This window comes from Arthrobacter sp. UYNi723 (assembly GCF_054057635.1).
Map to the genome: position 1 here is coordinate 1 of NZ_JBSRZM010000030.1, position 23,146 is coordinate 23,146.

At 65.9% G+C, this 23,146-nt stretch carries 26 protein-coding genes; 8 read left to right on the forward strand and 18 right to left on the reverse strand.

The features are described 5' to 3' along the window. Nucleotides 1-75: 75 nt before the first annotated feature. The 5 genes from ACVWY0_RS18675 to serS form a co-directional block, all read right to left on the reverse strand. Nucleotides 76-462: a helix-turn-helix domain-containing protein gene (locus ACVWY0_RS18675; protein ID WP_485838002.1), complete on the reverse strand. Its 387-nt coding sequence runs from the start codon at nucleotides 460-462 to the stop codon at nucleotides 76-78. 144 nt (nucleotides 463-606) lie between these two features. After that, nucleotides 607-990, reverse strand: coding sequence for a DUF6597 domain-containing transcriptional factor (locus ACVWY0_RS18680; protein WP_485838003.1), 384 nt, complete (start codon nucleotides 988-990; stop codon nucleotides 607-609). Between the two features lie 53 nt (nucleotides 991-1,043). After that, the gene (locus ACVWY0_RS18685) at nucleotides 1,044-1,901 is read right to left on the reverse strand and encodes an HAD family hydrolase (RefSeq protein ID WP_485838004.1); all 858 of its coding nucleotides are present in this window, start codon (nucleotides 1,899-1,901) and stop codon (nucleotides 1,044-1,046) included. A 233-nt stretch (nucleotides 1,902-2,134) separates the two neighbouring features. Continuing rightward, entirely contained in the window at nucleotides 2,135-3,148 is a 1,014-nt protein-coding gene (locus ACVWY0_RS18690) for a hypothetical protein (protein ID WP_485838005.1), read from the reverse strand. Between the two features lie 177 nt (nucleotides 3,149-3,325). Then, nucleotides 3,326-4,606, reverse strand: coding sequence for a serine--tRNA ligase (gene serS / locus ACVWY0_RS18695; RefSeq protein WP_056347671.1), 1,281 nt, complete (start codon nucleotides 4,604-4,606; stop codon nucleotides 3,326-3,328). Between the two features lie 90 nt (nucleotides 4,607-4,696). Here serS and ACVWY0_RS18700 point away from each other — a divergent pair, with 90 nt between their 5' ends. Next, nucleotides 4,697-5,755: a diacylglycerol/lipid kinase family protein gene (locus ACVWY0_RS18700; protein WP_485838006.1), complete on the forward strand. Its 1,059-nt coding sequence runs from the start codon at nucleotides 4,697-4,699 to the stop codon at nucleotides 5,753-5,755. Between the two features lie 12 nt (nucleotides 5,756-5,767). On the opposite strand, the gene ACVWY0_RS18705 is transcribed toward ACVWY0_RS18700, so the two are convergent. From ACVWY0_RS18705 to ACVWY0_RS18715, 3 genes are all read right to left on the reverse strand, one after another. After that, nucleotides 5,768-5,977, reverse strand: coding sequence for a hypothetical protein (locus ACVWY0_RS18705; RefSeq protein WP_056347667.1), 210 nt, complete (start codon nucleotides 5,975-5,977; stop codon nucleotides 5,768-5,770). A 124-nt stretch (nucleotides 5,978-6,101) separates the two neighbouring features. After that, entirely contained in the window at nucleotides 6,102-7,040 is a 939-nt protein-coding gene (gene pheA / locus ACVWY0_RS18710) for a prephenate dehydratase (RefSeq protein ID WP_485838007.1), read from the reverse strand. A 39-nt stretch (nucleotides 7,041-7,079) separates the two neighbouring features. Further along, nucleotides 7,080-7,406 (reverse strand): rhodanese-like domain-containing protein, encoded by a 327-nt coding sequence (locus ACVWY0_RS18715; RefSeq protein ID WP_485838008.1) that lies wholly within the window; start codon nucleotides 7,404-7,406, stop codon nucleotides 7,080-7,082. Between the two features lie 111 nt (nucleotides 7,407-7,517). On the opposite strand from ACVWY0_RS18715, the gene ACVWY0_RS18720 reads away from it, so the two are divergent. From ACVWY0_RS18720 to ACVWY0_RS18730, 3 genes are all read left to right on the forward strand, one after another. Then, nucleotides 7,518-8,261: a Type 1 glutamine amidotransferase-like domain-containing protein gene (locus ACVWY0_RS18720; protein WP_485838009.1), complete on the forward strand. Its 744-nt coding sequence runs from the start codon at nucleotides 7,518-7,520 to the stop codon at nucleotides 8,259-8,261. Then, nucleotides 8,254-9,708 (forward strand): amidase, encoded by a 1,455-nt coding sequence (locus ACVWY0_RS18725; RefSeq protein WP_485838010.1) that lies wholly within the window; start codon nucleotides 8,254-8,256, stop codon nucleotides 9,706-9,708. Before ACVWY0_RS18720 ends, ACVWY0_RS18725 begins: the two co-directional genes overlap by 8 nt. A gap of 83 nt (nucleotides 9,709-9,791) precedes the next feature. Then, nucleotides 9,792-9,995 carry a hypothetical protein gene (locus tag ACVWY0_RS18730; RefSeq protein ID WP_485838011.1) on the forward strand — a complete coding sequence of 68 codons (204 nt, stop codon included), beginning with the start codon at nucleotides 9,792-9,794 and terminating at the stop codon, nucleotides 9,993-9,995. A 94-nt stretch (nucleotides 9,996-10,089) separates the two neighbouring features. Here ACVWY0_RS18730 and ACVWY0_RS18735 read toward each other — a convergent pair whose 3' ends face one another. After that, the gene (locus tag ACVWY0_RS18735; RefSeq protein ID WP_485838012.1) at nucleotides 10,090-10,683 is read right to left on the reverse strand and encodes a DUF4190 domain-containing protein; all 594 of its coding nucleotides are present in this window, start codon (nucleotides 10,681-10,683) and stop codon (nucleotides 10,090-10,092) included. Between the two features lie 78 nt (nucleotides 10,684-10,761). Further along, complete coding sequence (locus tag ACVWY0_RS18740; protein WP_485838013.1) at nucleotides 10,762-11,658, reverse strand: nuclease-related domain-containing protein; 897 nt, start codon at nucleotides 11,656-11,658, stop codon at nucleotides 10,762-10,764. 288 nt (nucleotides 11,659-11,946) lie between these two features. Here ACVWY0_RS18740 and pgm point away from each other — a divergent pair, with 288 nt between their 5' ends. Continuing rightward, nucleotides 11,947-13,617: a phosphoglucomutase (alpha-D-glucose-1,6-bisphosphate-dependent) gene (gene pgm / locus ACVWY0_RS18745; RefSeq protein ID WP_485838014.1), complete on the forward strand. Its 1,671-nt coding sequence runs from the start codon at nucleotides 11,947-11,949 to the stop codon at nucleotides 13,615-13,617. Nucleotides 13,618-13,734: 117 nt separating this feature from the next. Here the strand turns inward: pgm and ACVWY0_RS18750 are convergent, their stop codons facing one another. Continuing rightward, nucleotides 13,735-14,340: a malonic semialdehyde reductase gene (locus ACVWY0_RS18750; protein ID WP_485838015.1), complete on the reverse strand. Its 606-nt coding sequence runs from the start codon at nucleotides 14,338-14,340 to the stop codon at nucleotides 13,735-13,737. A 188-nt stretch (nucleotides 14,341-14,528) separates the two neighbouring features. Here ACVWY0_RS18750 and ACVWY0_RS18755 point away from each other — a divergent pair, with 188 nt between their 5' ends. Continuing rightward, entirely contained in the window at nucleotides 14,529-15,881 is a 1,353-nt protein-coding gene (locus tag ACVWY0_RS18755) for a uracil-xanthine permease family protein (RefSeq protein WP_485838016.1), read from the forward strand. Nucleotides 15,882-15,897: 16 nt separating this feature from the next. Here ACVWY0_RS18755 and ACVWY0_RS18760 read toward each other — a convergent pair whose 3' ends face one another. The 4 genes from ACVWY0_RS18760 to ACVWY0_RS18775 form a co-directional block, all read right to left on the reverse strand. Continuing rightward, the gene (locus ACVWY0_RS18760; RefSeq protein ID WP_485838017.1) at nucleotides 15,898-16,761 is read right to left on the reverse strand and encodes an SGNH/GDSL hydrolase family protein; all 864 of its coding nucleotides are present in this window, start codon (nucleotides 16,759-16,761) and stop codon (nucleotides 15,898-15,900) included. Continuing rightward, the gene (locus ACVWY0_RS18765) at nucleotides 16,758-17,576 is read right to left on the reverse strand and encodes a GAF domain-containing protein (protein WP_485838018.1); all 819 of its coding nucleotides are present in this window, start codon (nucleotides 17,574-17,576) and stop codon (nucleotides 16,758-16,760) included. The genes ACVWY0_RS18760 and ACVWY0_RS18765 overlap by 4 nt, the downstream gene beginning before the upstream one ends. 123 nt (nucleotides 17,577-17,699) lie before the next feature. Beyond that, on the reverse strand, nucleotides 17,700-18,215 hold the full coding sequence (locus ACVWY0_RS18770; protein ID WP_485838019.1) for a hypothetical protein: 516 nt from the start codon (nucleotides 18,213-18,215) through the stop codon (nucleotides 17,700-17,702). Nucleotides 18,216-18,257: 42 nt separating this feature from the next. Beyond that, a complete protein-coding gene (locus ACVWY0_RS18775; protein WP_485838020.1) occupies nucleotides 18,258-19,157 on the reverse strand; it encodes an SDR family oxidoreductase in 900 nt (299 codons plus the stop codon). Nucleotides 19,158-19,343: 186 nt separating this feature from the next. Here ACVWY0_RS18775 and ACVWY0_RS18780 point away from each other — a divergent pair, with 186 nt between their 5' ends. Both ACVWY0_RS18780 and ACVWY0_RS18785 read left to right on the forward strand, forming a co-directional pair. Beyond that, nucleotides 19,344-19,838 (forward strand): DUF6328 family protein, encoded by a 495-nt coding sequence (locus tag ACVWY0_RS18780; protein WP_485838021.1) that lies wholly within the window; start codon nucleotides 19,344-19,346, stop codon nucleotides 19,836-19,838. A gap of 50 nt (nucleotides 19,839-19,888) precedes the next feature. Continuing rightward, nucleotides 19,889-20,551: a DUF6766 family protein gene (locus ACVWY0_RS18785; protein WP_485838022.1), complete on the forward strand. Its 663-nt coding sequence runs from the start codon at nucleotides 19,889-19,891 to the stop codon at nucleotides 20,549-20,551. 77 nt (nucleotides 20,552-20,628) lie between these two features. Here ACVWY0_RS18785 and ACVWY0_RS18790 read toward each other — a convergent pair whose 3' ends face one another. From ACVWY0_RS18790 to ACVWY0_RS18800, 3 genes are all read right to left on the reverse strand, one after another. After that, nucleotides 20,629-21,753: a glycerate kinase gene (locus tag ACVWY0_RS18790; protein ID WP_485838023.1), complete on the reverse strand. Its 1,125-nt coding sequence runs from the start codon at nucleotides 21,751-21,753 to the stop codon at nucleotides 20,629-20,631. Nucleotides 21,754-21,825: 72 nt separating this feature from the next. Continuing rightward, nucleotides 21,826-22,650: a class I SAM-dependent methyltransferase gene (locus ACVWY0_RS18795; protein WP_485838024.1), complete on the reverse strand. Its 825-nt coding sequence runs from the start codon at nucleotides 22,648-22,650 to the stop codon at nucleotides 21,826-21,828. Nucleotides 22,651-22,704: 54 nt separating this feature from the next. Continuing rightward, on the reverse strand, nucleotides 22,705-23,091 hold the full coding sequence (locus tag ACVWY0_RS18800) for a DUF7793 family protein (RefSeq protein WP_485838025.1): 387 nt from the start codon (nucleotides 23,089-23,091) through the stop codon (nucleotides 22,705-22,707). Nucleotides 23,092-23,146: the final 55 nt, after the last annotated feature.

Consider the following 23,146-nt stretch of genomic DNA (forward strand, 5'->3'; position numbering starts at 1 on the left):
CCCTCACCCGCCACGAATTCCACGGCGAATGGAACTACACGCTCACCACACCCGACACGCCGTGACCGGCCGGCATTATTGTTTCGCGAGCCCTAGCGGCGGAAATCCGTATGGTCTTTTAAAAATGCCGCAGTGTCCGGTCCTCAAGCCGGGCAGCTCCTCCACCGGCACGAACGTGGCGTAGTCGGCGCCGTGTTCCCGGACGATCCTCAGATATTCCGACGGGGTGAAGCCGCTGAAGCGCCGGAAGGTGCGGATCAGGTGGGGCTGGTCGTAGTAGTCGGCCAGTGCCAGGAGGTCCCTTCCCGCTGCGGCCCCGGGCGGCAAGGCTGCCGCCGCATTGACGAAACGGTGGAAGCGGCACACGTCGGAGAACCCCTTCGGCGTCGTTCCGCAGTCCCGCATCATGATCCGTTCCAACGTGGACGTACTGAGTCCCAGCCGCCCGGAAAGGTCCGCCACCGGAATATCGTCCCGGGCAAGGAGGCCGACGGCGGCTGCCGCCCTTTCGTCGCACCGGTAACCGGGGCGGAGCCTCGCCGTGAGAAACGATTCCAGCGCCGCGAAGGCGCGCTCCGGCGTCGGGCTTTCCGTTCCTCGGCTCAGCTAGTCACGAAGATGGCCGAATCCAGGGAAGATCCGGTCCGCATCCAGTACCCGTCCGGTCAGGGCCGACGGCGGCTGCTCCGTGAAGGCTGCCACGCCGAAGGGCGCGAGAACGGCTCCCACGTTGAAAATTTGCGCGGGGTTTTCACTGATAGGGTACGTGCGCTGGAGTCCCGAGTAAAACCCGGCGGCGACTTCTTGCGCCGGCCCCTCGGAACCGGCGGGGTCGATCAGCCGGTACGGATCCGAGAGGTTCAGGACCAGGTGGGCCGAGGGTCCGGGCAGGATCTTTTCATAGCGTGCCGCGGGGATGGCCCGGATGAACCAGAAGCCCGTGACGAACGGCTGCAGCCCGGGCGGCGCCGGGCACTCCTCGAAGTGCACAGCCCCAGTCTAGGGTTGCCGCTCAAGAGCCACTTGCCGCTACTGCCGGCCCTCTAAATGAGGCTGCGCAGCACGTGCGCGGCGCCGTCGTCGAGCACCGAAAGCGTGACCTCACCCGCGGCGGCGATGACTTCCTCCGGGGCCTGGCCCATGGCGACGCCCCGTCCGGCCCAGCCCAGCATTTCGATGTCGTTCCGGCCGTCGCCAATAGCCACGGTCCTGTGGGGTTCAGCCCCCAACTGGCCGCGGAGCCGTTCCAGCGCGCTGGCCTTCGTAACACCGGCGGCGGCAATGTCCAGCCACGCCGTCCAGCCGACCGAATAGGTGACGCCGGCCAGTCCGATCTCCTGGATGGTTGCGGTGAATTCTTCCGGGGTGTTTTCGGTGCTGAACACCACAAGACGGACGGCGGTGGCTTCGAGCAGAGTCTGGAAGTCGACGCCGATGGCCTCGACGCCGAAGCTGGCGTCCTGGAAGCGTTCCGTGGACAGGAAGTTGCCGTCCTCGTCCTCCAGCGCATACTTGGCAGTGGGCAGCTTCTGCCGCAATGCCCGGAGCGCCGGGGCCGGATCGAAGGTGGCCTTGTGGATGATTTCGTAGCCGTCAGTCAGGTCCGGATCCAGCCGGAGCGTCACGCCGCCGTTGCAGCAGACTGCGTAGCCGCGGTCGATGCCGATCTGCTCGATGATGGGCAGCGTGGCGTTCAGGGAGCGGCCGGTGGCGATGAGGACATCGTGTCCCGCGGCCACCACGGCCTGGGCGGCCTCACGGACAGGCGCGGACATGTGGCCGTCATGGTCCACCAGAGTTCCGTCCACGTCCAGGGCAACCATGAACTTGGTGGTGCTGTTTTCGCTTGCGATCCGCTGGTCATCGATGCCAGCGACTGTGGTTTCAGTCAATGTAGTCATACATCCAGTAGACCAGAGACCCCCTGAAACCGGCTAGGACGCAGGCCACAGCGCGCATGAACACCCGGTTAATACTCACAGGGTTATCCCCGGTGTGAGTGTTAACCTTCGGCACGCTGTCCGCTCTCCTGCCAGCCGTAGCTTTCCCCGCCGGGTGGTCAATTCCCCGCCGCATGACACGGGATTCCTAGGCTTGTTCGCAAATCCGAACCTGGAACGCTCAGATGCGCGAACTAGCTCCGGTGCCGTGGACGCAGGCCCGCGGCCAGGAGTTTGCGCCTCAGCCGGTCAGGGTTATCCACATCCGCCCAGCTCCAGCGGACAAACCCATATCCAAGCGCGCGGATCCGGTCTTCGCGGAGCTTTTCGCGGTACACAGCTTCCTCGGCGGTCATGTCGCCACGGATATCAACATCCAAGTACTTGGCCTTGCCGTCGAACTCACCCACAACACCCTGCTCCGGCCACCAGCAGTCGCTGCGGCCGATGAAGCCGTCGTCATCCCTGAGCTGGTGCTGGAGTACGGGCTGCTCGAAGCCGAGGAATTCGAAAGCGGCCCTGCTGTAGGACTCGCCCACCGACTCCGCCCGAGGACTGGCCAACCCCGCAACATGCTCCGCACGGCGCCGGGCGGCCCCGAACGGATGGGCTGCGATGCCGTCGCGAATGTCCGCCACAGCAAGCAGATTGGCATCATCCGGCAGGACGCCTTCGTCAGGCAGCCGTCGAGCCAGCCCGTCAGCAACCACCAGAGCCTGGCTCAGCTTGCTCGCCACCATGACATCCACGGCGGTCTGGATCAGCCCCGTGCATCGGAATTCACCCTGCACGACGGGTTCCACCGCCGTCCTCAGCCGGTACCGAAGTGGATAGGAGCGCGTTTCCCGCACTTCTTTGGCCATAGCTTCCTCGCCAAGAACCATCAGCGGTGATCGTCGCGTCCCGCTGCGTCCGGGGAATGTCGTTGCAAGTTCGACAAACGCGGGTGTCCTGAGTGTGGGCAGGCCGTTGGCCAGGGCAGCCGTTTCTCCGCACAGCACGGCGCCCTTCACGGATCTGGCAACCGCCGTCGTCGACCAGACGAAGCGCTCCGAGGGGCGGGCCCGAAGCCACTCAGACGTGGGGACGTAGAATCCGCGCCGGATTCTGACCAGCTTTCCTCCCCTGAAATCACGGTGGATGGCATCAGTGCCGGCCTGTGTACGCAGGATGGCGGCAGAATCAATCAGTCCGGGCGCGATTTCCATGCCATCAGGCTGCCTGCAAAGGGCCCGCCTGTCAGCAGGCAGCGGGCCCTATGTGGACAAGCCAGGAGATGGAGGCGGCCTTGGAAAGAAGATTCCTAGGCGTATCCGCGGATCCGAACCTTCAAGGTTCAGATCCGCGAACAAGCCTAGGAATGGTGCTGCGCCGCGGAGCGAAAGCTAGAGGACCGGGAAGACTTCCATGCCGCCGAGGTACTTCTGCAGTGCGGCCGGGACGTTGACCGAGCCGTCGGCGTTCTGGTGGTGCTCCAGGATGGCCACGATCCAGCGGGTGGTGGCCAGCGTGCCGTTGAGGGTGGCTACGGCACGGGTGCCCTTGGCAACGCCTTCGTCGTTGACCACACGCTCGCGGATGTTCAGGCGGCGGGCCTGGAACGTGGTGCAGTTCGAGGTGGAGGTCAGCTCACGGTAGGCGCCCTGCGTCGGAACCCAGGCTTCGCAGTCGAACTTGCGGGCCGCGGACATGCCGAGGTCGCCGGCGGCGGTGTCAATGACGCGGTACGGGAGCTCGCACTTGGCCAGCATCTCCTCTTCCCAGGCCAGGAGCCGTTCGTGTTCGGCTGCGGCCTTCTCCACCGTGGTGTAAACGAACATCTCCACCTTGTTGAACTGGTGGACACGGATGATGCCGCGGGTGTCCTTGCCGTGCGAGCCGGCCTCACGGCGGTAGCAGGAGCTCTGCCCGGCGAACCGGATCGGGCCGGCCGTCAGGTCCAGGATCTCGTCCGCGTGGTAGCCGGCCAAGGCAACCTCGGAGGTGCCCACCAGGTAAAGGTCGTCCTCGGCGAGACGGTAGATCTCGGCGTCGTGCTTTACATCAAAGCCTGTGCCCTGCATGGTTTCGGGGCGCACCAAGGTTGGGGTGATCATGGGAACGAAGCCGGCCTCGATGGCCTGGTCCATGGCCATCTGCAGCAACGCCATCTCCAGGCGTGCACCCACGCCGCGCAGGAAGTAGAAGCGTGAGCCCGAAACTTTCGCGCCGCGCTCCATGTCGATGGCGCCGATCAGCTCACCGATTTCCAGGTGGTCCTTCGGCTCGAAATCGGGGAACTCGCGGGGCGTGCCAACGGTTTTGACCACCACGTAGTCGTCCTCGCCGCCCTCGGGGACGCCGGCCTCAATAAGGTTCGGGATACTGCGCAGCAGTTCGTCCTGCTTGGCCTGGGCAGCGTCTGCTTCGGCCGATGCGGCCTTCACGGTGTTGGCCAGTTCCTTGACCTCGGCGAGCAGGGCTTTCTTCTCATCGCCCTTGGCCTGCGCCACCTTCTTGCCGAAGACGTTCTGCTCGGCGCGGAGGTTTTCAAACCGGATCAGGGCGGCACGCCTGGCGGAGTCTGCGGCCATGATCGCGTCCACCACTGATTCGTCTGCGCCGCGGGCGCGCTGGCTGGCACGGAACTTGTCCGGGTTTTCGCTGAGGTCTTTTACGTCGATCACCAGACAAGAGTATCGAATCCGGCGGAACCAACGCTGCCCGGCCGGACGGGGGGAATCGCGGCGCCGCGGCCGGGATACTGTTGAAGCACCATGAACGACTGGCTTCTCTATGTCCTGAGCGCGGCGGCGCTGGCTTTCGCCGTCTCCAGCTGGTGGGGCGTCCGGAAGCTCAAGGCCCTGCACATCCGCAGCGCGGTCCATGAAGAAGCGCACGAAACGGGCCTCACCCAGCAACGCGTGGTCGTCATCCTCAACCCCGTCAAGGCACGTGCCCCTGAAGCGAAGGAAGCCATCCGGCGCGCCTGCCTGACAGCCGGCTGGGACGAACCCCTCTTCCTGGAGACGACCGCCGAGGACCCGGGATACTCCCAGGCCCGGTCGGCCCTGGACTACAAGGCCGACGTCGTTCTGGTGGGCGGTGGCGACGGTACTGTGCGGGTGGTGGCAGAGTCCCTCGCACACACGGATGTGGCCATGGGCCTGATTCCGCTGGGGACGGGAAACCTTCTGGCGCGAAATGTGGATCTGGACGTCAACGACCTTCACGCAAACATACAGACAGCTCTTTTCGGCCGCCAGCGCTACATCGATACCGCGCGGATGGGCATCGAGAATTCCCGCACGGGACACTCATCCGAGCACGCGTTCCTGGTGATCGCCGGGATCGGCATGGACGCCGAAATACTCGCTGATACCAATGCCGGCCTCAAGAAAGCCGTGGGTTGGCTCGCTTATACCGAGGCCGGAATGCGTCACATGCCCGGGCGGCGACGGAAGGTATCAGTCGCGCTGGATGACAAGCCGGAGCAGGTCCGGAACATCCGCAGCGTCCTCTTTGCCAACTGTGGGCTGGTCCCGGGCGGGATCGATTTCATCCCGGAAGCCATGATCGACGACGGCATGCTGGACGTGGTGGTCATGAGCCCCCGCAGCGCCATCGGCTGGCTGGCCATGTACGCGAAAATCCTCTTCAAACACAAGGGCAACCTGCCCATCATGACGATGTACCGGGCCGGCCGAATCGTCATCAAGTGCCCGGAGCCCATGCCCACACAAATCGACGGCGACACGTCCGGGTTGGCCACCAAGCTCACCGTCCGGGTGGAGCCGCGCTCGCTCCTGATAAGGGTCAAGGGCCAACCAGCCTGAGCCGGTCCCGCCTCAGGCGGTTGCCTTCTTGGCAGCTCCAGCCTCTGCAGCAGCTTTCGCGGCACGTGCCTCGGACTGCTCACGGATCATGGCCTGCTCCTCTTCGAAGCGCAGGCGGTCGGCGCGGTCAGCGTCATCCCCGTCCCAGTCCTGGTTGTCGGCTGTGGGCTTCGGATTAACGATCATGCCCTGGCCGTCGTTGTCTGTGCTGCTGGTACTCATGACCTGTTCCCTTCATTAGGGGCCATCCCCCAAGTGGATCAAGCAAGCATACGCACAGTAACTATCCCGCGGAAGTACCTTGGCCTACGCTGTGGGCGAAGCCTCGGGCGGCGTCAAGCTTCGTTCATTCCCCCTGCAGAATCCGGCCGACCCATTCATGCGCCGCCCGGAATGCCTCGTCAGAGGTGTGTTGCGCGACGCTGGAGCTTTGGGCGTCCGCCCGTCCATAGGAGCCCAGGAAGCGGGTGGCCGGGCTGATGCGGTGAAGGCCAGCCAAGGCGTCGGCCACACGGGCGTCCGCGATGTGCCCATCGGCGTCGATGCTGAAGAAGTAGTGTCCCAGGTACTGACCCGTAGGCCGGGATTCGATCCGACTGAGGTTCACTCCCCTCGTGGCGAACTGGTCCAGGATTTCCATCAGCGCACCCGGGCGGTCTTCCGGAAGCGGGACTACGACGGTGGTCTTGTCCGCACCGGTCCGTTCGGGCAGTGCGCCGGGCCTGCTCACCAGGATGAACCGCGTCACCGCACCCGGGTTGTCGCCGATGTTTTCCGCCAGGACGGTCAGCCCCGGCTGCTCCTGGGCCACAATGGGCGCACAGATCGCGGCGTCGTAGTGGGCGTCGCCGCCCAGGAGCCCCATGGCGGCCGCCGCGGTGGAGGAGCCGGCAACATATTCTGCACCTGGAATATTCGCATCCACCCAGAGACGGCACTGTGCCCAGGCGTGGCCGTGAGTGGAAATACGGCGGATATCGTCAATGCGCACACCGGGTCGGGCCACCAAGACAAAGCTGATGGGGACCAGGACTTCGCGGATGATTCGCAGTTCCTGCCCGCCGGCGATGGCGTCCAGGGTGGCCGTAACGCCGCCTTCCACCGAGTTCTCGATGGGGACCATCGCTGCATCCGCAGAGCCGTCGCGGACCATGTCTAGCGCCGCGTTGACGTTGGAGGCCGGAATGCGGGTGGCCAATCCGGCATCCGGAACCTGCATCAGTGCCGCCTCGGTGAACGTGCCCTCAGGCCCGAGGAAGGTGTACGTAACAGGTGTCGCGGGCATGGATTCCTCTGTAGTGACGGGACGCAGGTTCGGGCTGAACTACAGAATGAGCGGCTTGAGGCCGTTGTCGGACACCAGCGGCTTGCCGGATTCGAGCCACTGGTCCATTCCGCCGGCCACGTTGATGGCTGTATAGCCCTGTCCGGTGAGCCATTGCGCGGCGCGGAAGGACCGTCCGCCCGTGCGGCAGATGACATAGACGTCCTGGTCCGGGTCCAGTTCGCCAAGCCGCGCCGGAAGCTGGTCCAGGGGAATGTGCACAGCGTCCTCAGCGTGTCCGGCTACCCATTCGTAGTCTTCGCGGACGTCCAGGATCACGGCGTCGGCTGGGACGTCGTTGACGGGCACGGTATCAAAATCGCTCATAGGAGTCCTCTTTCGGAGAATCACGGGTCTCCTTCCAGCCTAGCGCCAGCCGATCGTGCCGCTCCCGAAACCAGGGACAAGTTACGCTGTTGAAGACCCGTAGGAGGATCCTTGCCCGCTGAGCAGCCCACCATTTTGGCCACGTCTGGAGGCTACAGGCAAGGTGTTCGAACACGCTTGGAGTTTGACCGCCTGCTGCACTACGCCGTGGAGCTTTCCGGAGCCAGCGGACGGCCGCCGCGGGTCACCCACGTGGGTACGGCCGCAGGGGATCAGCGCGGGTTCAATGCGGAAATGGATGAGGCCGCGCGGCTGGCGGGCTTCGACTTCAGCCACCTCAACCTCTTCACCATGCCAAACCACGCAGACCCGGAGGCGCATCTGCTGGAACAGGACGTGGTGTGGGTGAACGGCGGCTCCGTGGTGAACCTGCTTGCCGTCTGGCGTGCCCACGGGCTGGACGGCATCCTCCACCGCGTGTGGCAGCACGGAGTTGTGCTGGCGGGGGTTTCGGCCGGATCAATCTGCTGGTACCGGGGCGGCACCACTGATTCGTTTGGGCCGGAGCTGCGTGCCGTGACCAATGGCTTGGCCTTCCTCCCGTACGCCAATGGCGTCCATTACGACTCAGAGGAAAGGCGGCGCCCGCTGGTGCACCGGCTCGTGGCTGACGGAATGCTGGGGGAAACGCACTGCACGGAGGACGGCGTGGGGCTGGTCTACCACGGCACGGAACTTGTGGAAGCGGTTGCCGAGGTACGGGGCAAGGGCGCTTATATCGTCACCGCGGAAGCCGGTGGAGCGCCTGGAACCACAGCTTCCGAGAGGCGCCTGGAGCCTCGCTTCCTTGGCTGACATCCACGATCTGCCGGCTGTTCGGCTGCGGGATGCGCTCCGCACCGGCGAGCTCTCAGCACGGGAAGCCACAGCCCATTTCCTGGCCCGGATCGCAGCGCAGAACCCGTTGCTGGGCGCCTTTGTCACGGTCACGGCAGATCAGGCGATGGCCGACGCAGCCGCCGCCGATGCCCGGTTCGTCCAGCTCCGAAAAGACTTCGGAAACGACTCCGTGCGGGACTCCGGAGGCAGCGCGAACGGCCTGCCGCTCCTGCACGGCATGCCGGTGGCATTCAAGGACCTGACCGACGTCGCCGGCGTGGTGACCACCCACGGAAGCGCTGCACTTGACCACAAACCGGCGCCCGCCGACGGCGCCCTGCCCGCAGTCCTCAAGGCCGCAGGCGTGGTCTCACTGGGCAAGACGCAGGTTCCGGAGTTTGGACTGACGGCGTACAGCGAAAACCGCATCGCACCGCCGTCGCGGAATCCCCATGCCCCGAGCCGGAGTTCCGGCGGCTCGTCGGGAGGCAGCGCTGCCGCGGTGGCCGCTGGCCTACTTCCGTTCGCGCCAGGGACCGACGGCGGCGGTTCCGTCCGCATCCCGGCCGCCGCCTGCGGCCTCGTGGGACTCAAACCCGGCCGCGGCGTGGTGCCGTCGGGCGAGAGTCCAGGCGACCCCGCCCGCCTGGTCGTAGCGGGGCCCCTGGCCCGAAGCGCAGCCGACTCGGCCCTGCTGATGGATGCAATGGCGCCGTCCGCTGGCAACAGTTATCTCGACGCTGTGGCACACGAACCGCGCCCGCTGCGCATAGGCCTGACCCTGGACAGCCCCTGGTTCGCCACGTTTCCGTTCACGCCCGAACCCGAAGCCCTGGCCGCGCTGCAGGCGGGCACCGAAATGCTGGAGCATGCCGGGCACGCCGTCAGCGAAGCCGCCATCCGCTACGACAACCGCTACCCGGACGCCTTCACCACCGCGTGGACCGCCGCCGTCGGAACCGCCCGGATCAGTCCGCACCGCGAAGCGCTTCTGGCCCCGCTGACCCGTACGTTCAGGCGCCGGGCCCAGCAGCGCAGCGCCGCAAAACTCAATGAATCGCTGGCGTTCCTGCGGCAATTCGAACGCGACACCATCACGCAGTACGGCGGCTGGGACCTGATGCTGATGCCGGCCCTGGCGCAGACGCCGCGCCCCGTGGGCTGGTTCACCGGCGCCACGCACGGCGACGAACCGTGGCCGGCCGCAGAATGGCCCGGGGACGCCGACGGCGACTACCGCCGGCAGTGCGAATTCGCCCCCTGGTCCTCCATGGTGAATGTCTGCGGCCTGCCTGCCATCACCATTCCCGTGCACTGGACCGGCGGGCACCCGGCGCATGGCCTGCCGATGGGGATCCAGCTTGTAGGGCCGGCGGGATCGGAGCTGCTCCTGCTCCAGGTAGCGGCCCAGCTCGGCTTCTGATGCCAGTTTGAACGGCTCCGGGTGTCGACTCCGGGGCCGATCCGGAGGACGATTAAGGGGCAGTCATTATGAGGAGGTCTGTGATGTGCTATTCATCGATGGAGGATTTCGGATGGCGTAACAAGAAGGAAGCCGACCGGAAACCCGAAGCGCGCCAGGAAACACCGCCGGACCGGCCGGAGCCGCATTACACGGCCCAGGACTTCACCTTCTGGGCCTTCCCGCGTCGCCGGAGGACCCACGAAGCCCAGGAACCGGCCGCTGAGCGCAGGCGCGAGAGAGTCTGATTTTGACAGTCAGGCCCACCTGAAGAAAGGCCCCCTGACGGGGGCCTTTCCGCTGCCCGGCAGTCTCTTAGCCGGGGTCAGCTGCGACCGGGGCTCAATAGCCGTAGGTGGAGCTGTACGTCAGCCCGATGATGAGGAGCAGCCAGAACGCTCCGTAACCCAGCAGGCAAAGGTAGCCCAGGACCAGCCCGGTGATGGACATGCCCTTGCCAGAGGGTTCACGGCGGAGGGCCAGATGGCCGGTGATGATTGCGGCGATCTGCGGAATCATGAACCAGCCAAGGATGACCGAGGAAATACCGAGGACCATGCTGGCGATGCTCAGGCCCTTTGGCTGCTGGGCGGGCATGCCGTAGTAGGCGGGCTGCCCGTACGCCGGCTGGCCATAAGGGCTGGCACCCTGGCCGTAAGGGCTTGCAGGCTGGCCATACGTCGCGCCGTACGGATCGCCAGGCTGGCTGTAGGCGCCGGGTTGGTTGTACTGGCCTGGCTGGCCGTACTGGTTCTGGCTGTACTGGTCCTGGCCAAACTGATTCTGGCCGTACGGGTTCTGGTCATACAGCGGCGGCGCCGGAATGCTTGGGCCCTGGGGTGGCACAAACTGCGGCGGCTCGTAGCCTGCCGGCGAATCGCCGGGTCCCGCACCGGGCCCTTGCGAATCAGGGCGCGGAGTTGGCTGGTCAGTCATGATTTTCCCCATTCGAAGTCTTCTCTTCCCAGCCTACCGCCGCCTTCATTACAGGCCTACAGCCGCCCTCATCCAGTCCTACCGCCCCCAATACGGCAGCACGTAGACAGCAAAAACCACAAAGGCAGCCAGGAACATCAACCGGGTCATTCCACTGGCTGCGTCGTGCTGCGCCTTCGACTTCCTGGCGCGTCCCGAGCCGCCGCTGCCCGCCCCACTACGCGCCCCATGGCCGTTGCCATAGGCGGGCTGCCGGGGTCCGCTCCGGCCCCCTGTCTGCCCGGACCGCGGCGGCCCAGCCACCGGCGGCCCCCCGCCCGCCGGCTCTACGGTCGGTGACTTCACGGTCAGCGGCTTCACGGACAGCGAGTTCACCGTGGAACTTTCCGCCGCAGATTCCTGCGTGAGCTGCTCGCCGAGGTGCGCATATAGGCCCACCACCGTCTGCTGGTCCAGCACCGGGGGCAGCGCCAGGACGGCAGCAACAACGCGGTCTGCCCCTGCCACGGCGACGTCTGAATTGGTGATGCCGAAGAGGTCCGGCTGCCAGGTGAGGCAGATCAACGGGCGGACGAACCGCCGGTGGGGCGGCGCCAGCACGGATGCGACGGCGGCGCACTGCGCCAACGCCCCGTCCACGGACTGCGTCCGGGCAAAACGGCCCTGCCACAGGACACCGGCGGCGACACGGACCTCGCCGGTCCAGTTCTTGGCATCGACCACCACCACCCCGCCGGGACCCACCAGCACATGGTCAAGGTTGGCTTTGGGCCGCCCGGGCCAGTGGACGTCGTTCAGCAGGTACCAGCCGTGCGGAATGAGCCGGCTTAGCCTGTCCGCTACGAGCCGCTCGCCCTCTGCACCGGCATCCCACGACTTCGTGGCACGCTCGGCCTGATCGAGTTGGCGTTTCAGCCGCTGCACCCGTTCTGCAGCAAGCCTCGGCTGCTCGGCCGCGCCGTCTCCTGCACCCATGACCTGCCCCCTGGCTCCCGCATGCCAACTCACTGCAGTGTGCGACTTACTGCAGTGCCAGACACTTACTGCAGAGCCCGACGGCGGCGCTCGCCGCCGTCGGGCATTCTTTCCTGAGTTTTTCCGAACGTAGCAGCGCCGCGGGGAGCCGGTATATAGGTACTTTTGGGGCCAGTACTTGCTTTAACTACTTGCTGCCAAGCGTCCGGCGGGGACTTTTCCGCGTCATAGGGACCGGATTATGGACCGCGCGTTTTGACTCCAGCCCACGTCTGGCATGCTGGTGCCATGGCTAGCCGCGCGGGCACAGTTGCCCAACCCCAGGACCTTGTTGACATCACTGCGCTCCTCGACGCGTATTACGACATCACGCCGGATCTGGGTGATCCCGGCCAGCGCGTGGCGTTCGGTACTTCCGGGCACCGCGGCTCGAGCCTCAAGGCGTCGTTCAACGAAAAACATATCGTCGCGATCACGCAGGCAATCGTGGAATACCGCGCCGGGCAGGGCATCACCGGACCGCTTTTCCTGGCGAAGGACACCCACGCCCTCAGCGAGCCGGCGCAGAACTCCGCCCTGGAGGTTCTCGCAGCCAACGGCGTACACGTGCTGATCGACGCCCGTCACGGCTACACCCCCACACCGGCACTGAGCCACGCCATCCTCACATACAACAACAACCGCCAGCCCGGCACTCCGGAAGCGGACGGCATTGTGGTAACGCCCAGCCACAACCCGCCCGGAGACGGCGGCTTCAAGTACAACCCTCCGCACGGCGGCCCGGCCGATTCCGACGCAACGGGCTGGATCGCCAACCGTGCCAACGAACTCCTCGAAAACGACCTGCGGGGCGTGAATCGCATCCCCGTCTCCGACGCCCTGGCCGCGGACAGCACCGGCAAGTTCGACTTCCTCAGTAGCTACGTTGACGACCTCCCGTCCGTGTTGAACCTGGACGCTATCCGCGAGGCCGGTGTCCGCATCGGCGCCGACCCCATGGGCGGGGCTGCAGTGGATTACTGGGGCGAGATCGGCGAGCGCCACCACCTGGACCTGACCGTGGTGAACCCCAACGTGGATCCCCAGTGGGCGTTCATGACCCTGGACTGGGACGAGAAGATCCGGATGGACTGCTCCTCACCGTTCGCCATGGCTTCCCTGATCAACAGGATGTCCGACGGCGGCAGTTCAGCCGCGTTCGACGTCGCCACCGGAAACGACGCCGACGCCGACCGCCACGGCATCGTTACACCTCTTGTCGACGGGGTGGGTGGCCTGATGAACCCGAACCACTACCTCGCCGTCGCCATCGATTACCTCTACCGCAACCGCAGCGGCTGGAACCCCAATTCGGTGGTGGGCAAGACCCTGGTGTCGTCCTCGATCATCGACCGTGTGGCGGAAAGCCTGGGCCGCAAACTGGTTGAGGTCCCTGTGGGCTTTAAGTGGTTTGTGCCGGGCCTGCTGTCCGGCGAAGGCGCGTTCGGCGGCGAGGAATCTGCCGGCGCCTCCTTTAACAAGCTGGACGGCAGCGTCTGGACCACTGACAAGGACGGCATCCTGTTGGCGCTCCTGGCCTCGGAGATCACCGCCGTCACGGGCAAGTCCCCGTCACAGCTGTACAAGGGCCTGACCGACCAGTTCGGCGCCCCGGTCTACGCGCGCATTGATGCAGCAGCCACGCGGGAGCAGAAGGCGGCACTCGGCAAGCTCTCGCCGTCGGACGTCACTGCAACTGAACTGGCCGGTGAAACCATCACCGCCAAGCTGACCAAGGCGCCCGGCAACGGCGCGTCCATCGGAGGGCTCAAGGTGGTCACGGAGAACGCCTGGTTCGCTGCGCGCCCGTCCGGGACCGAGGACGTCTACAAGATCTACGCCGAGTCCTTCAAGGGCGAGGAGCACCTCAAGCAGGTCCAGGCGGAAGCCAAGGCGCTGGTGGACGGCGTCATCGCCTAGCCTGCCCACGAACTTGGCGACGCGCTAAATACCCCGCGACACAGAAATGCGCTGGCGCTCCTGGTATTCCAGGGGCGCCAGCGCATTTGCGTGTCGTCAGTCCGTAGCGGGTTGTGACTAGACGGTGCGGACAACGTCCTCGTAGCTGAACTTGGGCTTTGCTGCGCCCCAGGCGTCTGCGCCGGCCTGGCCGATGTTGACCACCAGGAAGCTCTTCTGGTTGCCGGCCGGGAAGAACGCGGCGTCGATGGCGCCGAAGTCGGCTCCGGTCATGGGACCGGCTGCGAGGCCGAGGGACCGGACGGCCAGGATGAAGTAGCCGGCCTGCAGGTGCGCGTTATTGTTGCCGGTGGACGCGGCGAGGTCCGGGGCGGCATCGTACATAGCCTTGGGAGCGTTGTACTCGGGGAGGAAGTTGTCCCACTGCTCGGCCCAGGCGGTGTCGTAGCTGAGGACGGCAACCAGCGGCGCGGAGGCGGTCTTGGCCTTGTTGCCGTTGGCCAGCGTGTCAACGAGGGTGGCGCGGGCCTCGTCCGAGCGGACGTAGGTCACGCGGAGGGGCTGGGAGTTGAAAGCCGTGGGGCCGAACTTGGTGAGCTCGTAGATGGCGCGGGCCTGGTCCTCGGTCACCTCGCCGGTGAAGGAGTTGGCCGTGCGGGCCTCGGCAAAAATGGCGTCGACGGCGGCCGAATCGATAACCGCTTCTTCGTGGGCAATAGTCATGGCGTACCTTTCGCTGGGCCTGCTCATCGCAAACGATGGGCCGGCGGTCTGCTTTCCATAGTTGTAACTTCAAGCACGCCCGCCCTCTTCCCAATACGCCCGTGACGTTCACCACAGCGGGGCCGCGCGGTATTGTTGCACCGGAACATCCCAGCCCCAGCGGCAACCCCCTTTGAAAGGCCCCGACCATGAGCATGCCCGGAATGAAATGGAAGCTCCACGGCACCGGCAAATCGATTAAGCCCGGCCACGTGGTTGCTCCGGATGAGCGGCTGGCCTGGCCCCTGACCATCGGCGTGGGCATGCAGCACGTCGTAGCCATGTTCGGAGCCACCTTCCTGGTGCCCATCATCACCGGGATGCCGCCGGCCACCACCCTCTTCTTCTCCGGCATCGGCACGCTGCTGTTCCTGGTCATCACCAAGGGGCGGGTGCCCAGCTATCTCGGCTCCAGCTTCGCGTTTATCGCGCCCATCATGGCGTCCCAGCAGCAGTTCGGCGTGCCCGGCGCGCTGGGCGGAGTGGTGCTCGCCGGCGTCGCACTGGCCCTGATCGGTGCGATCGTGCAGAAGTTCGGAGCGGGCTGGATCAACCGGCTGATGCCGCCCATCGTCACCGGCGCCATCGTGGCACTGATCGGCCTGAACCTGGCCCCCGCGGCGAAAATGAACTTCGACGCCGCCCCCGTCACCGCCGTGATCACGCTGGCCACCATCATCCTGGTCAGCGTTCTTTTCCGCGGAATCGTCGGCCGGCTCAGCATCCTCGTGGGCGTGGTGGTGGGCTACCTCGTGGCCATGCTGCGCGGCGAAGTGAGCTACGAAAAAATGGAAGCCGCCGCCTGGATCGGCCTCCCGCACTTCCAGACCCCCGAGTTCCACGTGGGCGTGCTTGGCCTCTTTGTCCCCGTGGTACTGGTCCTCGTGGCCGAAAACATCGGGCACGTGAAGTCCGTGGCGGCCATGACCGGCCAGAACCTCGACGGCGTCTCCGGCCGCGCGCTGATGGCCGACGGTGCCGCCACGGTCCTCGCCGGCATCGGGGGCGGCTCCGGCACCACCACGTACGCGGAGAACATCGGCGTTATGGCGGCCACCAAGGTGTATTCGACGGCGGCGTACTGGGTTGCCGGCGTCTTCGCCATCGTGCTGAGCTTCTCGCCGAAATTCGGCGAACTGATTGCCACGGTCCCGCCGGGCGTGCTGGGCGGAGCGGCCACCATGCTCTACGGCATGATCGGCATCCTGGGCGTCAAGATCTGGGTGCAGAACAAGGTGAACTTCTCCAACCCCGTGAACCTGACCACGGCCGCCGTCGCCCTGATCATCGGCATTGCCGACTACACGTGGACCATCGGGGAACTGACGTTCACGGGCATCGCCCTCGGCTCAGCCGCCGCCCTGGCGATTTACCACGGCATGAAAGCCATCGCGAAGGTCCGCGGCTCGGTGGCCGAACCGGAAACGGAGCAGGCGGGCATGCCTCCCTCCGTCAAGGCAGCGGTCAACGCAGCAGCGAAACGCGCGCAGAAGAAGCGCTGACCCGTCCGCACCTGCGTCAGGCCGCTTGACCGCCGCCGATGAATGGTCCGGGCGGGGTTCCGATGCCGAAGACCGGCCGCGGCTCGGGACGCTTGGCGGTCAGCTCCCCTTCTGTGGGGTGCTTCAGTTGCCGGATCACCCACGGAACCAGGTATTCCCGTGCCCAGATGAGGTCCTCGGTCCTGGCTTCCTTCCAGCTGCGGGGCAGCGGCGGCTTGGGCGCCAGGGGCTCCAGCGTGTGCGGGACACCCAGGGCCTTCAGCACGGCCGCGGCGATGGTGTGGTGCCCCAGTGGTGAGAAGTGCAGCCGGTCCGGATCCCACATGCCCGGGTTCGACAGTTCGCGCAGGAACCACAGGTCAACCATGACCGCGTCATGGCGGGCCGCCACCGCGTGGAGGTTCTCATTGAAGATGGCCACTTTGCCGCGGATCTGGCTGAAGACCGGCGTCGCACCCCAGTCCGGCCCGGCAAAGAGGACCACGGTGGCGCCGGACCTTGCCAGTTGTGCCACACCGTCGTCGATTTTTTCTGCGAGCCGGTCAGGATCGCTGCGCCGGAAAACAATGTCGTTACCGCCGGCGGAGAGCGTGACCAGGTCAGGTTTCAGGGCGACCGCCGCGGCAAGCTGGTGGTCGAGGATCTGCTGTACCAGCAGGCCCCGGACGGCAAGGTTGGCGTAGGCGAAATCAGGCTGGTTCGCACTGAGCTCCTCGGCCACACGGTCCGCCCAGCCGCGAAAACCACCCTCGCTGCGCGGCTCGGGATCCCCGATCCCCTCGGTAAAGGAATCGCCCAGTGCCACGAGGCGGTGCCACGGGTGGGGCGCCGGTTCCACAGCGGTGTTCTTGGCTGCAATGTCCTGTTTCCAGACGTTCATGCCGTGCTCCCTGTTTTGTAGGGTCCCTCGCTGAGGGAGGAAGTTTCAATTCCAGCGAGTCCCCGGAAAGGGGCGTTTTCCTGGCCACGTCCGGCCGGGTCCGGGCGCGAGGCAGCCACAATATTCAAGGCGGTCTCACGAAGCCCCTGGCGGGTGTGCCGCGCGACGGTCCGGAGGTACTGCAGGGCCGCCTCATGGCCGAGTCCGTAATCGGATTTGAGGGTGCTCACTGCCAGGTCCATAAGCACCATGGAGCTTTGGGCTACCGCCAGTTGCGCGCCGGCTTCGGTCCGCTCCGCCACCCGCACCACCATCCACAGCGACCGGGCCACTTGCCGCGCATACCGGCGCGTCCTGATGATGTCCTCGCTGGTGAAGGCGTGGGGAGTGGACGCGTAGAGGCTCAGTGCGGCGCTCCAACCGGCGGCGGCCGCAATCGGCATTGACAGCAGCGACCTGACGCCGTGGTCCGCGGCAGCACTGGCATAGCCCGGCCATCGCCGGTCGCGGGCGACGTCGGCCAGGTGCACGAAATCCCCCGTGCGCACGGCCTCAAGCACGGGTCCGTCTGCAAACGAGCACTGTTCTTCGTCTGCGGCGCGGGCCGCGGGGGTGCCGGCGGCGGCGGTTCGGGCCGATCCGGGGCGGAAGAAGGTGGCAGCCCAGCTGATCCCGCGGGAATCGCCGTCGATGTCACGCATGAACTCGCGGGTAACCGCAGCAAGGAAGTCTTCAACATCCGTGCTGTCGAACAGCACATCCTGGGGGTTGGGAAGCGATTCCCAGCCCGGCTCCCCCGGTGTCTCCGCGGCCATGTTCCACGCCTAGGTTCGAAACGCGTGGCCCACTGCAAAACCTGCTTCTAGGATACGTCCGGTGAAGGCCCCCAGGGCGTGGTCCAGCCACATAAAAACCGCAGTCCAGACACAGAACAGCGCCTACCCTGCGTCGAAACTTTCCCCGCCGTCGTCGTTCGGTGATTTGTTCTTGGCGCGGTCGGTTCCGCTGCCGTCCGGCAGGCCGGCAGCATCCTGCCCGGATTCCGACGAGAAGGGTTCAGAACCCTGCGAATCGGCGTTGGCGTCGTTGATCTCCGCCTCGGCGGAGGGCACATCGGCGTCGCGCGGGATAGGCGGTTCGCCCGGCTCGAACCCGGGATCGTTCGTGTCACTTTCGGCATGGTGCTGGTCATCGGTGCCGCCGAAACGGCCGGCACCCGGCTCGCCGGCACTGTCCTTGTCCTCCTCATCGAAGTGGCTGAGATTGGGCGTGCCCGTGGCGAATGTTTCACCGTCGGGGCTGTTCTGGTTCAGGCCGGCGGCGTCGAAATCCTCTTCGTCGCGGGGCTGGGCGAACTGCTTGTCCTCCGCGCCGCCCGCCTCCTGTTCCGCCGTCGGCGTGCCGTAGCCGCCCACTTCCTCGTCCGGTTCCGTGCGCTGGTTGTCCTGACTCATGGTTCCTCCTGTTGTGGATGTGAATTGGACGGGCAAACCTCGTTACAGGCCCTTGCCGCCGGTTACCGGCAGCACTGCTCCGGAGATGTAGGATCCCTGGTCGGACGCGAGCAGCACATAGGCCGCGGCGAGTTCCGCCGGCTGACCCGCGCGCTGCAGCGGCGTGTCCTGCCCGAAGGTGGGCAGCTTGTCCGGCCATTCCGTGGCGGGGATCAGCGGGGTCCAGATGGGACCGGGGGCAACGGCGTTGACGCGGATTCCCTTTGGTCCGAGTTCCTGGGCAAGTGCCTTGGTGAAGGCAACCTGCGCCGCCTTGGTCATGGCATAGTCGATCAGCCCCGGTGACGGATTATAGGCCTGGATGGAAGCCGTGGTAATGATCGAGGCGCCGGCTTTCAGGTGCGGAACCGCGGCCCGGGCCGTCCAGATCAAGGAATAGAGATTGGTCCTGAAGACGCGGTCGAATTCCTCGGTAGGAAGGGACTCGAAACTCTCGCGGTTCTTCTGGTAGGCGGCGTTGAGCACCAAGACATCCAGACCGCCGAATTCAGCCACGGCATCAGCGACGATCCGGGTGCTGAAGTCCTCCTCCCGTCCGTCCCCGGCCAGCAGCAGCGCGCGCTGGCCCGCTTTGCGGATCCAGGCGGCCGTGTCCTGGGCATCTTCCTCTTCTTCCGGAAGGTAGGAAATCGCGACGTCGGCCCCCTCGCGGGCGAACGCGATGGCCGCCGCCTTGCCGATCCCGGAGTCGCCGCCCGTGATGAGCGCGGCCTTACCCTGCAGCGCGCCGCGCCCTTCGTAGCTGAGTTCGCCATGGTCCGGCTTGGGATCCATGGGCGCGGTGAGTCCCGGTTGCTTCTGTTCTTGCTTCGGAAACGGCCCGGAGTGATAGCCGTCCCGGGGGTCTGTGGGCGGGTCTGTCCGTTTCTGCGTGTCGCTCATAGTCCACCTCTTCATTGAATCGGTTTTCGAAGGGCTCCGGCCGGCACCGGCACTTCGAAACTATCCCGCCCTGAGGAGCAAGTCCATCGCCCGGAGGAAATAATCAGTAAACTTATCAAACGTTGCCCTTGGCGGAACTTCAGCCTAGTTTTGGAGCACACGCCTAGCCCTGGAGCAAGGAGAAACATGTCGGATAGGGAGGACTTCACCGGCAGCACCGGCCGGAATGAAACCCGCGAGGAGCAGCTTGACCGGAACTGGGCTGAGTTGCTGCAGGAACTCCGGATGCTGCAGACGGGGGTCCAGATCCTGGCCGGTTTTCTCCTGACGCTGCCGTTCCAGCAGCGGTTCGCGGACCTGGACAATTTCCAGGTGGGCCTCTACCTCGTCAACGTGGTGATCGCGACGCTGACCACCGCCTTTATCCTGCTTCCCGTCAGCGTCCACCGCCGGCTCTTCCGCCAACGGCTCAAGGAAACCCTGGTCTCCAGCGCAGACACCATTACCAAAATTGCCTTGGCCGGCGTGGGGATGCTCAGTGTCGGGACAGCCGCCCTGGTCTTCGACGTGACAGCGGGCCGCACCGCCGGCCTGACCGCCGGCGGAATCCTGCTGGCGGCCCTTCTGGTGCTGCTGGTCTACGTCCCGCTGCGGCTCAATAAACGCGCAGCCGAACAATAGCCAGGCCAACAAGCCAGCAAGCTGCGGGGGATCCATTCGAAGGAGTGCACATGCGCACGTGGGCCAAGGAACACGGGCTTTTGCTCGCCAACGCCGGACTTTTCCTGGCGTTTTTTGTTGGCATGATCCTCTCCGGAGCTGCCGCGTACAGCGAGGACCAGGCGGCCCACGGGCAGCCAGGAGTCACGGTTCTGGAGTACCTGTCCACCGGCGATTTTGTCGAAGCCACCTTTGAAAACTGGGAATCCGAATTCCTGCAGATGGCCATGTACGTGATCCTGACCGTTTTCCTTTTCCAGAAAGGGTCCTCCGAATCCAAGCCCGTGGGCAAGGCTGCGCCGCAGGACCAGGATCCGCGCGATGCCCCCATCAGCAAGGCCACGCCGTGGCCGGTGAAGCGCGGCGGCCTGGTGCTGAAGCTGTATGAACACTCCCTGTCCATCCTCCTGCTGCTGCTGTTTGTTGCCTCGTTCAGCCAGCACGCCGCCGGCGGAACGTCGGCCTACAACGAGGAGCAGCAAACCCACGGCCAGCCCACCGTCACCATGTTCCAGTACCTGGCCACCAGCCGGTTCTGGTTCGAATCCTTCCAGAACTGGCAAAGCGAATTCCTCGCCGTGGCCGTCCTGGTGGGCGCCTCCGTCTACCTCCGCGAAAAGGGCTCACCGGAGTCCAAGCCGGTGGCCGAACCGCACTACGAGACCGGGGCCTGAGCGGCGCGTACCTAGGCAGCCGCAGCCCAAGCAGTAAGCCCAGCGCCGCTGGGGGCGCTTGCCGCCGGGGGCTGGCTTCAGGCGCCTTCCAGAACCTGACTGGTAGCCCAGGCCAGGTGTTTTGCCGCGTTGGCGACGGCATCTTCCGGGCTGGCCGCGACATCCAGCAGCTGCGCGGCGGCTACCACGCCGTGCGCCGCGAGGTCCTCGGGCGTCACCATGATCCGCCCCGCCACCACGATCACCGGGATCCCGCGTTCCCGGGCTGCGTCGGCGAGCGCGATGGGGGCCTTGCCGGTCAGCGACTGCGAGTCCATGGAACCCTCGCCGGTGATCACCAGGTCGGCGTTGTCCAGTTGGCCCGCGAGGCCGGTGAGCCCGGCGACGAGCGCGAACCCGCCTTCCAGCCGGGCGTTGGTGAAGGCAAGGAACGACGCCGGGAAGCCGCCTGCGGCCCCGGCTCCCGGGATGTTGACGTCCCGGCCAGTGGCCTCCCGGAGTATGGATGCCCATTTGCAGAGACCGGCGTCGAGCTGTTCCATTGCCTCGTCGTCGGCGCCCTTCTGGGCCCCGAAGACGTGGGCCGCGCCTGTGGTGCCATAGAGCGGGTTCTGGACGTCCACGGCGATCCTGAAAGAGACGGCGGACAGGCGCGGGTCCAGTCCGGTGGTGTCCAAGGCTGCGACGTCGGCGAGTGATCCGCCGCCCAGCGGAACAACGTTGCCGGCGGCGTCCAGCGGTTTGAGGCCCAGCGCACGCAGGGCGCCGCTGCCGCCGTCGGTCATGGCCGATCCGCCCAGACCCAGCACAATCTCGGTGGCTCCGGCGTCGAGGGCCGCGGCGATCAGCTGTCCGCAGCCGTAGCTGTGGGCCCGCAGGGCGTTGGCGGGGGTGGGCTCCATCTCGGCCAGGCCGGAGGCCTGCGCCGTCTCGATGACGGCGGTAGCACCGCCGTCGGCGTTCTTCCGGATGGCCCAGGCGGCGCCCACGGGGGCGAGGATGGGACCCACGACGGCGTTGAGCCGCTCCTCGTAGCCGGCCGAAACGGCAGCCTCCAGGGTTCCTTCACCGCCGTCGGCGATTGGAAACTGGTTGGCGACGGCGTCCGGGTAGACGCGCAGCGCACCTTCGGCGATGGCGGCGGCGGCCTCCGCGGCGGTGAGCGAGCCCTTGAACTTGTCCGGAGCGATGAGAATGCGCATGCCGTCCATCATGCCAGCCAACTTTGGGAAAGCGTTTGCCCAATCCGGCATGCGGGCAGCACGGGACGCCCCCTACCGGCCGGCGTCGGGATCCTTGCGCTTGAGCACCGCAAAGTAGCCCGGCACGCGGCTGTTCCCCGCAGCGTCCATCAGCGGGTTCGTCTCGATGGTGGCGGCCCCGTCCTCCACCAGCGTCCACCGGTCCTTCGGCATCACACGGGCGAGCTCCTCCGGTCCGAAGTGGCCCGGCATGGGCAGTTTCCGGATGGCGAGCTCCAGCGGGGCCGGGATGCTCCGCAGCGACGCACCCAGATGCGCGACGTACTCCACCGGATTGCCCTGGAAGTTCGTCTCCGCCAGGAAGACTGTGCCGCGGGCGCCCACGAGCTGCCTCAGATTTTCCATCAGCGCGGCCTGATCGGCCTCGGTCAGGACATGCAGCACGCCACGGACAAAGACGTTGGCATCCGTGGATCCCACCAGCCCGGAAGCCGCCCCCAGCTCGGTCATGTCACGGGCCAGGTAGCTGACACCCTCAACGCCCGCCGATTCGTCCCGGGCACGGGCCACCGCGTGCGCAGACACGTCAACGCCCAGCACCTGCGGTGAAAAAGCAGTCAGCGCGCGGCTGAAGGCGCCGTGCCCGCACCCCACATCCACCACGGGAAGGCTGGGATCGAAGTGCCGCTGCAGGATGTCCCTGTAGCCCAACAGCTCCTGGTCCGTGCCGGAGTCCCACAGCACGTCACTGCGGGCGCCTGTCCGGGCGATTCCGGCCCAATACCTGTCCCAGGCCACGGTCCTGTTTTTGGGAGCCGACCAGGACAGCCTGATCAGTTTGGGCAGGATCAAGTACTTCCGCAAGGCGGCGAGCACCGGTTTCGCTGGGTATGGCATCGTACAAATATAGGACGCCGAACACGCCGCAGCGGTTTGGCCGGGCGGGTCCGTTCAGGCGGTGGCCGCCGGCTCCTTCAGCAGCCAGGCCATGGCGTCGTCGCGGGACGTAAAGAACCGGGTGGGGCAGGGCAGTTTGTTGATGCCCAGGATGAAGTTGGCCAGTACTTTGTCAACGGGTGACGCCCCCAGTAGCGCTATGCGGGAGGCCTGGCAGGGGCGGCCAAAAACCGTACGGGCTCCCCGGCTGACCTGGGCCGTGGTGGCCATATCCACCAGCATGGGGTGTCGACGGGCCCCGCACAGGTCATTAACCTTCTGCATGGCCGCCTCGGCATCGGATTCCGTGATGGACACACCCCGCGGCCACATCAGCTGGATAACACCCCGTTCATCCAGCGTCAGGTCCGCCTTGGCCGCTTCTGCAGGCTGACTCGTCACGATTACCCTCCGCGCATTCTTATAGGAACAGGTGTGCTCAGTCACCCTACAATGT